Here is a 13,762-nt window from a genome sequence, read left to right as displayed (position 1 = left end):
CCCTTTTTTAATGACGCCTCCATCATGTTTGTGAAGCTCTTACGTTCCGTTGCGATTGGATTAATTGTCGGCGCTATTCTGCTGGTTGCCATGCCTTCGCTGCGCAGCATTAACCCGCTTTCCACACCGCAATTCGACAGTACCGATGAGACGCCTGCCAGCTATAATCTGGCGGTTCGCCGCGCCGCGCCAGCGGTAGTCAACGTTTATAACCGTGGTTTGAACACCGCCTCACACAATCAGCTTGAGATCCGTACACTGGGATCTGGCGTGATCATGGATCAACGCGGTTATATCATCACCAATAAACACGTGATCAACGACGCCGATCAGATCATCGTCGCCTTACAGGATGGTCGTGTTTTTGAAGCATTACTGGTGGGATCTGACTCTCTAACCGATCTGGCGGTGCTTAAAATTAATGCCACTGGTGGTTTACCCACTATTCCTATCAATTCACGACGCGTACCGCACATTGGCGATGTGGTGCTGGCGATCGGTAACCCGTATAACCTTGGGCAGACCATTACCCAGGGCATTATCAGTGCCACAGGTCGAATCGGCCTGAACCCGACCGGGCGGCAAAACTTCCTGCAAACTGATGCTTCCATTAACCACGGTAACTCCGGCGGCGCGCTGGTGAACTCGCTGGGTGAGCTTATGGGCATTAACACGCTGTCGTTTGATAAGAGTAACGATGGCGAAACGCCGGAAGGTATCGGCTTTGCGATTCCTTTCCAGTTAGCAACCAAAATTATGGATAAGCTGATCCGCGATGGTCGCGTGATCCGTGGATACATTGGCATTGGTGGACGAGAAATCGCACCTCTGCACGCGCAGGGCGGCGGTATCGATCAACTGCAAGGAATTGTGGTTAACGAAGTGTCACCTGATGGTCCGGCGGCTAACGCGGGTATCCAGGTCAACGATCTGATTATCTCGGTGGATAACAAACCAGCCATCTCCGCACTGGAGACGATGGATCAGGTTGCGGAAATCCGACCTGGCTCAGTGATCCCAGTTGTAGTGATGCGTGACGATAAGCAGCTAACGTTGCAGGTCACCATTCAGGAATATCCAGCGACTAATTAAGTCGTGCGCTCAAAACAAAAAACCGGAGTCTGTGCTCCGGTTTTTATTATCCGCTAATCAATTATTTATTAACGAACTCTTCGCCCAGGGCGATATCTTTCTTCAGCGTATCCAGCATACCTTCCAGCGCGTTCTGTTCAAATGCGCTCAGGGTGCCGATAGATTTACGCTCTTCCACGCCGTTTTTACCCAGCAGCAGCGGTTGAGAGAAGAAACGTGCGTACTGACCGTCGCCTTCAACGTAGGCACATTCTACAACGCCTTGTTCGCCCTGCAGTGCGCGAACCAGAGACAGACCAAAACGTGCAGCGGCCTGGCCCATAGACAGGGTTGCAGACCCGCCACCTGCTTTCGCTTCAACCACTTCAGTACCCGCGTTCTGGATACGTTTGGTCAAATCAGCCACTTCTTGTTCGGTGAAGCTTACGCCAGGAACCTGAGACAGCAGCGGCAGAATGGTAACACCAGAGTGACCGCCAATAACCGGCACTTCAACTTCGCCCGGCTGTTTGCCTTTCAGTTCCGCAACAAAGGTGTTGGAACGAATGATATCCAACGTGGTAACGCCGAACAGTTTGTTTTTGTCATAAACACCGGCTTTTTTCAGCACTTCTGCAGCGATAGCCACAGTGGTGTTCACCGGGTTAGTGATAATACCAATGCACGCTTTCGGGCAAGTTTTCGCAACTTGCTGTACCAGGTTTTTCACGATACCGGCGTTAACGTTAAACAGGTCAGAACGATCCATACCCGGTTTACGCGCAACACCAGCAGAAATAAGAACGACATCTGCGCCTTCCAGAGCAGGGGTCGCATCTTCACCAGAAAAACCTTTGATTTTCACAGCAGTAGGGATATGGCTCAGGTCGACGGCCACACCGGGAGTGACTGGAGCGATATCATACAGGGAGAGTTCTGAACCTGAAGGCAGTTGGGTTTTTAACAGTAGTGCAAGCGCCTGGCCGATACCACCAGCAGCGCCGAGGACTGCGACTTTCATCCTAAACTCCTTATTATATTGATAAACTAAGATATGTTGCTCCGCTGCCGCGACCTTAATCCACAAATTCCCTGTTTACAATGACCACTTCTCAAGAATGTGTAGTCACGCAAATTTGGCGTTTATGCATTTAATTGACGTAATCAGGGAGCTAACTTACGTAATTAACAGTCGCTTATGCATTAGGGCAACATTCCAACAGGTGGTGACAATATACCCTACCGTTCAGCCAAAACAACATCATTTTGATAACAATTAATTTACTTTTAAGCGAAATTTACATGCCGTGACGCAGGCATGTTTCTCAATAACGAAATTTGATAAAATCCCGCTCTTTCATAACATTATTTCAGCCTTCTCCAGGGCAGACTGTTTGCATAAAAATTCATCTGTATGCACAATAATGTTGTATCAACCACCATATCGGGTGACTTATGCGAAGCTCGGCTAAGCAAGAAGAATTAGTTAAAGCGTTTAAAGCGTTACTTAAAGAAGAGAAATTTAGCTCCCAGGGCGAAATTGTCGCCGCATTGCAGGAGCAAGGCTTTGACAATATTAACCAGTCTAAAGTCTCGCGGATGTTAACCAAGTTTGGTGCTGTACGTACCCGCAATGCCAAGATGGAAATGGTTTACTGCCTGCCAGCTGAACTGGGCGTACCAACCACCTCCAGTCCGCTGAAAAATCTGGTGCTGGATATCGACTACAATGACGCTGTTGTGGTGATTCATACCAGCCCTGGCGCGGCACAATTAATTGCGCGTCTGCTGGACTCTCTGGGCAAAGCAGAAGGTATTCTTGGCACCATTGCCGGTGATGACACCATCTTTACCACCCCTGCTAAAGGTTTTACCGTCAAAGACCTGTACGAAGCGATTTTAGAGCTGTTCGACCAGGAGCTTTAATCTCTACCCCGCCGCTTCTGGCGGCGGGAAAAATGCTGCATTCTCCTCTTATCCCCCTGCTTTCCCCTGTCATCTATTAACGAATAGTGCGCTTTGCTGCGACAAAACATTCACATATCGAATACATAGGGTAATAATCGCACATTATGCAAAAAAACGATATCATATTGAAATTAATGACATTTATAATGGTGCCCTATGTTTTTAATTCCACTTTGTTATAAAAATTAATATTTTTAACACTTTAAATCCAATAGAAACAGTTAGCGTGGTATTAATTAGCTAAATAATTAGTGTATACTTGATTTTGTGATATGGGTCACGAAACAAAGGCCCAGCTAAAAGATTATGTCGAGGTAAAAATCATGAAAATCAAAACCACTGTTGCTGTATTAAGCGTACTTTCTGTTCTCTCTTTCGGTGCCTTCGCTGCCGATTCCATTAATGCTGCACAAGCGCAAAACCGTGAAGCTATCGGTACAGTGTCCGTCAGCGGGGTGGCGTCTTCGCCGATGGATATGCGTGAAATGTTGAATAAAAAAGCGGAAGAAAAAGGCGCAACGGCCTACCAGATTACTGAAGCTCGTAGCGGTGACACCTGGCACGCTACGGCTGAACTGTACAAATAAACCCTCATCGTCTTGTCCGACGATATTGCCCCCGGTTCGGGGGCTTTTTTTTGCGCTAATGACGAACATTAAAACGCAAATGCCCTTCCAGCTCTTCCTCTGCCTCATCAAACAGCAATATTAACGCGCCAAAACGGCGACGCATTTTCTCTCCCAGATGAACGAATTCGATCTCCAGCGGTAGCGGCAGGACATCATTCATTAACACATCCCATAGAGAGTCGAGATCGCGTACCTTATCTTTCGCCAGGCCAAAGGTTTGGCTAAAGTCGCGATAAAAATCCTCCTGACTCTCAATCTCATCAAAATCAAATGTATAGATATTCATCTGTTGCCACCGTCACGTTTCGCGGCGAGTTCTGCCGTTCATCGCTAAGTATAGACATGAAAAAACCGACGCTTTTGGCGTCGGTTTTAACTTAACTATCGGTCAGCGCATGTTGATACTTATGGAGCATACCGGTAAGCCGATGCACCGGTTCCGTCACCTGCGGTGGCGCTTGCCAGATGCGTAGCTTTTCCTGGTAGATTTCCAGTTCTTCCAGCAACTGCCCAAAGTACCGACGACGTTTATCATCGCTACGGGCAGATATCACATGGTCTGCTGTGCGGCGCATTTGTCGGTGAAACGCCGATAAATCCTCGTTAACCGGGATCGGCGCATCACGCAGGCGCTGGTGCGCGATAATCATCGTCAGCGCCAGGCGAAATTTCGGCAAATCTCCGGGAAATTTATTCATCAGCAAAAACAACTGCTGATAAAGTGCCGGAAGATGGTTCTCTTTACGACGCGCGACATTGGTGGTCATCGCGGAAACAGCAGCAGAAACAAATTGATTAAGCAATACACGTCCGGTTCTGTCGCGTGATTTATCCCGCACTAACAGAATAACAATAAACGCCAATACACAGCCAACGATTTGCCCTAATGCACTGTCGAGAAACTGACTGAAATGGAACGTCATCGGGTTATCCAGCACGATAATATTGATGGTGCTGGCCAGCGCCCCCATTGAACCCAGTCGCCGTTTCTGTACTTCAATGCCAAGGAAGAATCCCAGCACGGCAAGGCTGATACACAGCAGCAACATACTCTGTTGGGTATTTGGGATAATCACCAAAAAGTAGAGCAGCCCTAACGGCAACGCCGCCAGCGTCCCGTAGATAAAGTCGATCGCCACCATGCGTGGATTCGGCAAACGCATCGCCAGTGACGTCACTACCGCAATCATCACCATTGCGCCACTGCCGGAAGTCCAACCCGTCCACAGCCAGAAAAGCGTGCCCAGAATGCAGGAAAGTGTGGTTCGCCAGAAGTTAACCATCGCATGATGACGTTCGGCTGACTCTACTTTTACTTCCGGCTCGCCTTGCAGGATCTCTTCTTCGGTGGCGTTGATTTTTGTATTACTGATAACGCCGCGTTTGAGCAATTGATAACGCGTTGCCGCCGCGACCCAGCTATAAATGGTGACAGGTGTTTCCCGTTCCCCGGTCCAGGCAATAACTCTTCGCAGGCGTTTGAGCTGCTTGTGGACGTCCTGCGCGGTTTCTACCGGCGTATCAAAAAATTCGCGGAAAGTATCAGTGATCAATTCCGGGCGCGAATTCTGAATCAAATAGGTTTCGCAGGACTGGGTAATCAGCGTCAGCGATAGCGTATTAATCGCTTTTAAACGTCGATTAGCTCGCGCCCAACGGGAAGATTCCATATTCAGGTTGCTGCGCATACCTTGTAGCGCCGTGGTGCGTCGAACCAGGTCGCCCCAGGCCTTATCGACAACTTCACCATCGCCATGCTTGATACAGAGTTGCATTAATTGATATTGCGCGACCAACAAACTTTCCAGCTCTCGATCCACTTCTTGTTTGATCGATCGCGGAGAAAAGAGCAGATCCGCCATAATCGCACACACAATACCGATAACGATCTCACTACAACGTTCGACGGCAAACTGCGGCGTCAGCAACGGTTCCGGCTGAATGGTGATCACAATGATCAGCGCGGTATAACCAGCCAGTCCCCACGCATAGGAGTTTTCTATTCGTACCAGTGAAGAAATCCAGGTACAAAAACCGGCCCAGATACAGCACACCAGAATCATCAGCAAAGGGGCGCGGATCATCGCAATAATGATCACCAGCCCGGCAATACAGCCGATAAATGTGCCGATGATGCGTAAAAAGCCACGATAGCGTATCGCGCCAGAATACGGTTCGCCACCGGCAGCAAAGGCCGGGCCGGCGGCAACAATCGCCGCTGTCAGTACCGCCCAGCGTGGCGTTTCCAGCTGAAAGTGAAAGCCAACAAACAGCGCCAGCACAATGGCGGTCGCCAGTTTTACCGCAAAGCGAATATGTTGGTTAGCAATGGAGAAAATACCCATCGTGATTAACCAAACTCACGCAGGCGATGAGCCATTTTACGGAAGAACGAATCCTGGCTTTCGTCACGATCCTGTTTGCCAGTGACCACCACCGTCGCGGTGGTGCCCGCAGGCCAGATGTTCTCTTGCTGATTATCGAGACGAATACGTACCGGAACTCGTTGCGCCAGACGCACCCACTCCAGGTTAGAGTCGATAGTCGCCATTCCTTTATCATCGCGCGTACTGCTGGCGTTGGTGACCCCGGCAGCGACGCTATCAACCGTACCTTTCAGCACTTTGTTACTGCCAAGCGGCGTGATCTCTGCGCGATACCCAGGGCGCACCCCTTCCAGCTTGGTTTCTTCCATATAGGCCAGCACATAGAAGGAGTTCTGTTTCACCAGCGCAACCGCCGTTGAGCCACGGGTAATAAACTCACCGGTATAGACGTTGAGGTTGGTCACCCAGCCATCCGCCGGTGCGCGGATCACCGTGCGTTCAAGATCCAGTTTTGCCAGATCGCGGGTCGCCTGTGCTTTCGCTAACTGATGCAGAACCGTTTGTAGTACGTTGTTGGCCTGGTCTATCTCTTCGCGGGACATCGCCTGTATGCCGAGACGGTTACGACGTCCGGCCTCCTGGCGTTTTTCCTGTGCCAGCACCTGATAATAAGCAACATCGGCTTGCGCTTCCTCGAGCGCCTTTTGATAGCGCGGCTGATCGATGGTGAACAGTACCTGTCCTTTTTTCACCAGCTGGTTATCATGAACATTTACCTGAGTAATGAGTCCGGATACGTCCGGCGCGATCGCAACGACGTCGGCGCTAAAGCGTGCGTCACGCGTCCACGGGGATTCGGTGTAATAGACCCAGGCATTAAAAATTGCGATGAAGGCCAGAATGACTAATACGACCGTGATGGCCGTACGGGAGAATTTTCTTATTAGTGTTTTCACTTCAACCTCAAACGAACAGTCGCGATATCAAATAAAACAAGCAGCAATAGAGCGCAGTGTTGAACAACGCCGGATGCCAGACAAAGTCGTAGATACCTGTTGGCACAAGTACCCGGCGCACCAGCCAGAAAATCGCCAGTGATAAAAGCAATTCGAAAAATATCGGTGGGAAGGACAGCCCAAACACCACGATAACGGGAAACAGACTCATGTTGACCTTGGTTGTATAGAGAGAGCAGGCGTTATTATTTTCAGCATCTGTCGCCGCAGAGAAGGGCATGGAAAGCCGGGCGAGAGCAACATTGCTGTAGATTGATATTTAATATATTAGCGTAACTGTTATGCTGTTATCTATATTATGTGATCTAAATCACTTTTAAGTCAGAGTGAATAATGGAACGACTAAAACGCATGTCGGTGTTTGCCAAAGTAGTTGAATTTGGCTCTTTTACCGCCGCCGCCAGACAGCTACAGATGAGCGTTTCGTCCATCAGTCAGACGGTGTCAAAACTGGAAGATGAGTTGCAGGTAAAGCTGTTAAACCGCAGCACACGCAGCATTGGCTTGACTGAAGCCGGTAGAATTTACTACCAGGGCTGCCGTCGGATGCTCCATGAAGTGCAGGATGTCCATGAGCAATTGTATGCCTTCAATAACACCCCCATCGGGACGCTGCGCATTGGCTGTTCTTCAACTATGGCACAAAATGTTCTCGCCGGGCTGACAGCAAAAATGCTGAAAGAGTACCCAGGTCTGAGCGTGAATCTGGTCACAGGTATACCTGCACCCGACCTGATCGCTGATGGTCTGGATGTGGTGATCCGCGTCGGCGCATTGCAGGATTCCAGCCTGTTTTCCCGCCGTCTGGGCGCGATGCCAATGGTGGTGTGCGCAGCTAAAAGCTATCTCACACAATACGGCATACCGGAAAAACCCGCCGATTTAAGTAGTCATTCATGGCTGGAATACAGCGTGCGCCCGGACAATGAATTTGAACTGATCGCGCCAGAAGGGATCTCAACACGACTGATCCCGCAAGGACGGTTTGTCACAAATGATCCGATGACGCTGGTGCGCTGGCTGACGGCAGGCGCCGGCATCGCCTACGTGCCGCTGATGTGGGTGATCAACGAGATCAATCGCGGGGAACTGGAGATCCTGCTGCCGCGTTACCAGTCAGATCCACGCCCGGTTTATGCGTTATATACCGAAAAAGATAAGCTGCCACTGAAGGTGCAGGTCGTGATCAACTCACTGACAGATTATTTTGTTGAGGTCGGTAAGCTGTTTCAGGAGATGCACGGGCGCGGGAAAGAAAAGTAATTTATGTGCGTAAGTCGGTAAGCACCGCATCCGGCAACCAATACCTGATGCGACGCTTACCGGCCTGGATAGATTACGCAGTACCGCCAACGGTCAGGTTATCGACTTTAAGCGTCGGCTGACCCACGCCAACCGGCAAACTCTGCCCTTCTTTGCCGCAGACACCCACGCCGTTATCCAGTTTCAGGTCGTTGCCCACCATCGAAATCTGCTGCATGGTTTCGATGCCGGAACCAATCAACGTTGCCCCTTTCACCGGCTTCGTTACTTTACCGTTTTCAATCAGATACGCTTCTGAGGTGGAGAAGACAAATTTGCCGGAGGTGATATCCACCTGGCCGCCACCGAAGTTCGGCGCATAGATGCCATACTCAACGGATTCAATAATTTCCTGCGGGGTCGATTTACCCGGCAGCATGTAGGTGTTGGTCATACGCGGCATTGGCAGGTGAGCGTACGATTCACGGCGACCATTGCCAGTCGGCTTCATACCCATTAAGCGCGCGTTGAGTTTATCCTGCATGTAACCTTTCAGGATGCCGTTCTCAATCAGCACATTGTACTGACCTGGCGTACCTTCATCATCAATCGCTACCGAACCACGGCGATCAACCATCGTGCCATCATCAACCACGGTACACAGTTCAGAAGCCACCAGCTCCCCGACCTGTCCACTAAAGACCGAAGTACCACGGCGGTTGAAGTCGCCTTCCAGGCCGTGACCGACCGCTTCATGCAACAGCACGCCGGGCCAGCCAGCGCCGAGAACTACCGGCATGGTGCCCGCAGGTGCGGCAACAGCAGAAAGATTGACCAGCGCCATACGCACGGCTTCTTTTGCCCATGCATCCGCACGGACTTCGCCATCGAGATCGGCAAGGAAGAACTCATAACCAAAACGACCGCCGCCGCCACTGGCGCCGCGTTCGCGTTTGCCATCTTCTTCGACCAGAACGCTCACAGAAAGACGCACCAGAGGGCGCACATCCGCTGCCAGCGTGCCGTCAGTCGCCGCAACCAGAATTAATTCATAGACGCCACTGAGGCTGGCAGTCACTTCCTGTACGCGCTTGTCCGCTTCGCGAGCAACCTTATCGACACGACGCAGGATATCCAGCTTCTCTTCACGGCTCATGCTTTGCAGCGGGTCAACCGAGGTATACAGCGGGCTATGCTCTACCGCGCCCAGCGTCTGTACTTTGCCATCGCCGTTGTCACGCACAATGGTACGCGCCGCTTGCGCACTCTGTTCCAGCGCCAGCAGGCTGATTTGGTCAGCGTAAGCAAATCCGGTTTTTTCACCGCTGATTGCACGCACGCCAACGCCCTGATCGATGTTGTAAGAACCATCTTTAATAATGCGGTCTTCTAAAACCCAGGATTCGTGATAGCTCGACTGAAAATAGAGATCGCCATAATCAAGGCGACGTTCGGTCAGTTGACCGAGGATCGCGAACAAGTCCTGATGTTTCAGGCCGTTCGCCGCTAGCAATTGTTCACTTACCAGGTTCAGACTCATCGTTTTTGCTACTCGTTAGTTACTGCGGTAGAGGATTTTTTACGGCTGCCGGACGCGGCGTGAACGCCTTATCCGGCCTACGGTTATGTTCCGGCTCGTTGGCCTTTGGCAACGATTATCATATGAGATTGGGGCAATTACGCGCCCTCGTCAAATCATTGCGCTTTTTCTTTACGCGGTTGGCGCAACACTTCGTTGATTTGCGGATCGTCCAGCGGACCCGAAATGTGATAACGCAAAATGGAAACTTTGCTCCACAGCGGCCCCAGCACTTTACTGGCGGCAAATACTGCCGCGCCGACAATGGGGTTAACCGCAAAGGCCGCAGCCACGCCCACTGTCGCAGAAATCTCTGGTGCGACAACAGCTTCCATATTCAGATCGCGACGCACCAGATTTACCGACCCTTTCATGGCGATATCCGCTTCCAGGCCATCCACCAGCGTGTCATCGGTGTGCATAACGCCGTCTTTAATCCACGCGGTGCTGCGAATGGAGTCAAAATAGAACCCTTCGCCAAAAGTGTCTCTGAAATCAAAACGCAGCTTACGCATCAGGGCATCTACGCTCAATAAGCGCAGCAATTGCCCGGCATGTCCGGTGCTGATTTCGGTAATTTCGCCTTTGCCCAGTTGGGTATGAATGATGCCATTCAACGTCGCTTCATCCGGCTGCCACGGTGCTTTACGCCAGTGTAAATCGTAATCCACATTAAATGACGACTGGCGTATGGGCGTCGTGACACCAAAAAATTCTGCGGCGGCATCAATTTTCTGGCCGCGCAGTTTTCCTTTCAGCGAGGTGCGTTCATTCCCCGGATTGTTAACCCATTCACCATCGGCAGTGAGTCGCGAGAAACCAGTATCAATCAGTCCATTGGTCAGCGTTAACGTATCGCCGGAAATGGTGATATCGCTGTCGATGCGACCGAATTTTTGCCCCCAGAACCAGCACTCTGCGCAACGTATTTGTGCGTCCGGCCAGCCACGGAAGCTGATGCGCTCCGTAGTCGGGAAAGGTGATGAATTCGTTGATTCACCACCGGTTTTCGTCACGTTCGGGTTGTAATAGAGATATTTAATATTCGCCAGCCACGGCGCGTTATTACGCATCGCCAGCGTAGCGTTGATTTCACGCCCTTGCGCCTCAACCTGCGTACCGTTTGCCATCGGCTGCGAGACGATGCTCAGGTTATTCCACTGCTGATTCCCCAATGACAACGCCGGTGTACGTAACGTAATGTGCTGAGGGAAACTCGCCGCGCTGCCAACCTTTTCCGTCGCGCCTTTCTGGAAAAGCGCCAGCCACTCGGCACCATCCATCGGTGGCATATTTAACTCAACACCACTTTGTTCCGGTAACGGTGGAAGCGTTTTACTGTCTGCCGCCCAGATAGCGCGATCGAGCGTCAGCTTTTGACCGAGCAACCAGCGGCTGTTGAAATGGTTATCCGCACCAGCCTGTCCGGTTAATTCAAAGCTATTGAGGCTGCCATCGACCTTAATGTTAACCGGCAGCGATTCGCCAGCGGGTTTGGCTAACGGCGAAGGTAAGTGACTACTCACATTCTTCAGATCGCCGTTCAGCTCTACGTTATAGGTCGCGCCAGCATGATAAGGCAGCTCAATGCCCACTTTACCATCCCACGCCACGCTGCCGCTTAACGCTTCGTTCACCGCTTCAGGCAGAACGCCGGTTTTCGCTGGTTGCCAGTTACCGTTGAGATTCACCGCAACCTGATAGGCTTTTGTCCCTTCTTTGGTGGAAAAATCCACGTTCAGTGGCTGGTTAAACCAGCTTGCAGTCAGTGGTTCACTTTGCAGATCACCATTGATAAAGCTGAATTTACCGCTCAAATTTTTCAGGGTGCTGTCGAGGGGTTTGATAAACAGGCTGTTGTTGCGCAGCGCCACTTCACCTTTCGCTGTAACCAGTTCGCCGTTCAGCGGGATATCGAGATGTAAGCGAGCATTCACATCGCCGTCGAGCTGGAGTTCTTGTAGGGTCGCCCCCAGAGAATCCTTCAGCGGCGTCTCATCAAAGTAAGGACCAACGGCTTTACCCGAACCTTTAATGTCAGCGTCAATAAGCAACTTTTCTTTCGAGTAGTCAGGGATCACCGCAGTGAGGTTACTGGCGTGCACACCGCCCAGATTAACGCCATCGGTTTTCATCCATAAACCGTCGTTAATAAAGTCCAGTTCAATATCAAGGTTAGTTAATGCAGGCCAGTCCGGCTGGAAGGCAAACTTCGCGTTACGCAGCGGCACCAGCACTTCAAACTGACCTTCGTTGTGTTTGTAAGGGAAAAGATGTGGATTGCCGCCATAAACCAGGGTCGCGTTATCCGCTTTACCGCCCTGAATTGCGCCACTTAGATAATCGACTAACTCTTTCCCCATCAGGTTTTCCGGGAAATAGCGCCAGGCTTGTGAACCATCATCGGTACTGATGCCAGCCAGAATCCCCAGCCAGGGTTCATCGTTAGCAGGTTGCAGGTAACGAAAACCGCCGCGCGCATGGACGGCTTTGGCTTTAACGTCGATGTTACGCCCATCCAGCTGGAAACCTTTATCATTATTCAACCAGCTTATGGTTGCCTTGCCGTCGGCAATTTCCAGCGGTGCGCGAAATACCGTTTCATAAGGCATTTTCGCCTGCTTCATGGAAGCCGTCAGCAAACCATTTTCTACGCTTCCTGAAAGCGTCCCGGAGAAATGTTCCGCACCCGGCAGTAATTTCCATTGTTTCCAGGCCAAATCGCTCCACGACGCCTGAAAGCGGGTTTTCTCTGCCGCCTGAAGCGGGATATCCAGCGCCAGCGTGTTGATCTTGCCGCTCGGCTGGGTTGAACGCCAGATATCACCCAGCGCAGGTGAAAGTTTCGCTGCTAATGGGCGTATGCCTTCCAGCCCCGCCAGCTCCAGATTGCTGGCGCGAATCCGTAGTTCGTCACTACGTTTATTGTTTTTGCCGCCAACGTCCTGTTCTGGTATCCAGGCCAGCGTCAAAGCTCCACTCGGCCAGGGTTTGCCGTCCATGGTGATCCGCGTATCAGGAATGGAAAACTGCCAGCCCGAATGTTCGCGCGTTATGTGCGCGGTCAGATTATCCACCGACAGCGAATGCGTTTTTTTCTCGCCCAGCCAGCTTGCACCGCCCTGTTTCAGCCAGACATCGCCTCCGCTCACATCGCCTTTGTCGATGGTCATCCAGCCTTCAAGGGAGAACTGTGCCGTTTCCAGCGCAATATTGTCCTGCATCCATTTACCGAGCCACGGCTTCAGGTCAATGTCATCAGCCTGAAGCCAGACGCGACCATTACTTAACAGTCCCTCATCATCACGCAGATCCATGCGCACCTGCATCACGCCGTGTTGTCCGGTCAGACTGGAGAGACTTACCTGACCTTCCGCACGGTGTCTACGTGGATCGTTAAGCCAGGTGAGTTGCGGGATCGCCAGTTCAGCGCGCTGACCGGATGGTGTCAGGAAGCTGATTTCGCTATCGCGGAGATCGAAGTGATCGAACTGACGAAGAAACAGATCGCTGATATGGCTGGCTTCCAGGCTATCATTGCTACCACCACTGGTGATGGGTGTATTGGTGCGAAAGCGCAGTTGCCAGAAAGTGAGGTCACGAAACTGCCAGCGCATATGCAGCAGGCTCTGCCAGACATCCAGCGCCAGGGTGACGCGTTTAACTGAAAATTCACCGCCATCTTTCAACTCAGCGCGGATGTCGTGCGCTTCGAGTGTTGGGCCAAAATTTTGCCAACTGGCGGAGAGCTGACTGGCTGCCACCGGCATACCCGTCGCGGATTCAATTTTGTTAAGGATTTCCGGGCGCCAGGCGTCGAGGTGCGGTAAAGCAATACGCAGGCCGCTGACCAGCAGCGCAGCGATCACTACGAGCGCGGCTCCAGTAAGCAGTAAAATCCCCGGCAATCGCCTCACCCGTCACTCCTTG

At 51.4% G+C, this 13,762-nt stretch carries 11 protein-coding genes; 4 read left to right on the top strand and 7 right to left on the bottom strand.

Annotated elements, in window-relative coordinates; genetic code table 11:
- The first annotated feature begins 24 nt into the window (after positions 1-24).
- On the top strand, positions 25-1,092 hold the full coding sequence (gene degS, locus A7Z29_RS16635) for an outer membrane-stress sensor serine endopeptidase DegS (protein ID WP_000497715.1): 1,068 nt from the start codon (positions 25-27) through the stop codon (positions 1,090-1,092).
- Between the two features lie 61 nt (positions 1,093-1,153).
- Here degS and mdh read toward each other — a convergent pair whose 3' ends face one another.
- Positions 1,154-2,092, bottom strand: coding sequence for a malate dehydrogenase (mdh, locus tag A7Z29_RS16630; RefSeq protein WP_001295272.1), 939 nt, complete (start codon positions 2,090-2,092; stop codon positions 1,154-1,156).
- A 434-nt stretch (positions 2,093-2,526) separates the two neighbouring features.
- Between mdh and argR the strand changes: the two genes are divergently transcribed.
- Together argR and yhcN are read left to right on the top strand one after the other, a co-directional pair.
- Positions 2,527-2,997, top strand: coding sequence for a transcriptional regulator ArgR (argR, locus tag A7Z29_RS16625; protein ID WP_001257843.1), 471 nt, complete (start codon positions 2,527-2,529; stop codon positions 2,995-2,997).
- A 365-nt stretch (positions 2,998-3,362) separates the two neighbouring features.
- The gene (gene yhcN, locus A7Z29_RS16620; protein ID WP_010345287.1) at positions 3,363-3,626 is read left to right on the top strand and encodes a peroxide/acid stress response protein YhcN; all 264 of its coding nucleotides are present in this window, start codon (positions 3,363-3,365) and stop codon (positions 3,624-3,626) included.
- A gap of 55 nt (positions 3,627-3,681) precedes the next feature.
- On the opposite strand, the gene A7Z29_RS16615 is transcribed toward yhcN, so the two are convergent.
- From A7Z29_RS16615 to aaeX, 4 genes are all read right to left on the bottom strand, one after another.
- Positions 3,682-3,954: a barstar family protein gene (locus A7Z29_RS16615; protein WP_001029011.1), complete on the bottom strand. Its 273-nt coding sequence runs from the start codon at positions 3,952-3,954 to the stop codon at positions 3,682-3,684.
- A gap of 91 nt (positions 3,955-4,045) precedes the next feature.
- Positions 4,046-6,013, bottom strand: a complete 1,968-nt coding sequence (aaeB, locus tag A7Z29_RS16610; protein WP_000510934.1) for a p-hydroxybenzoic acid efflux pump subunit AaeB — start codon at positions 6,011-6,013, stop codon at positions 4,046-4,048.
- Positions 6,014-6,018: 5 nt separating this feature from the next.
- Positions 6,019-6,951, bottom strand: coding sequence for a p-hydroxybenzoic acid efflux pump subunit AaeA (gene aaeA / locus A7Z29_RS16605; RefSeq protein ID WP_000854026.1), 933 nt, complete (start codon positions 6,949-6,951; stop codon positions 6,019-6,021).
- Between the two features lie 7 nt (positions 6,952-6,958).
- The gene (gene aaeX / locus A7Z29_RS16600) at positions 6,959-7,162 is read right to left on the bottom strand and encodes a p-hydroxybenzoic acid efflux pump operon protein AaeX (protein WP_000051841.1); all 204 of its coding nucleotides are present in this window, start codon (positions 7,160-7,162) and stop codon (positions 6,959-6,961) included.
- 182 nt (positions 7,163-7,344) lie between these two features.
- Between aaeX and aaeR the strand changes: the two genes are divergently transcribed.
- Positions 7,345-8,274 carry an HTH-type transcriptional activator AaeR gene (gene aaeR, locus A7Z29_RS16595; RefSeq protein WP_000440317.1) on the top strand — a complete coding sequence of 310 codons (930 nt, stop codon included), beginning with the start codon at positions 7,345-7,347 and terminating at the stop codon, positions 8,272-8,274.
- 73 nt (positions 8,275-8,347) lie between these two features.
- On the opposite strand, the gene tldD is transcribed toward aaeR, so the two are convergent.
- Both tldD and yhdP read right to left on the bottom strand, forming a co-directional pair.
- Positions 8,348-9,793, bottom strand: coding sequence for a metalloprotease TldD (gene tldD, locus A7Z29_RS16590; protein ID WP_000055925.1), 1,446 nt, complete (start codon positions 9,791-9,793; stop codon positions 8,348-8,350).
- 155 nt (positions 9,794-9,948) lie between these two features.
- Positions 9,949-13,749, bottom strand: coding sequence for an AsmA2 domain-containing protein YhdP (yhdP, locus tag A7Z29_RS16585; RefSeq protein WP_105290497.1), 3,801 nt, complete (start codon positions 13,747-13,749; stop codon positions 9,949-9,951).
- Between the last annotated feature and the right edge of the window lie 13 nt (positions 13,750-13,762).

Origin of the sequence: Escherichia sp. MOD1-EC6842 (genome assembly GCF_002965705.1) — a bacterium.
GTDB classification, from domain to species: domain Bacteria; phylum Pseudomonadota; class Gammaproteobacteria; order Enterobacterales; family Enterobacteriaceae; genus Escherichia; species Escherichia ruysiae.
This window is presented reverse-complemented; position numbering and strand designations above follow the sequence as displayed.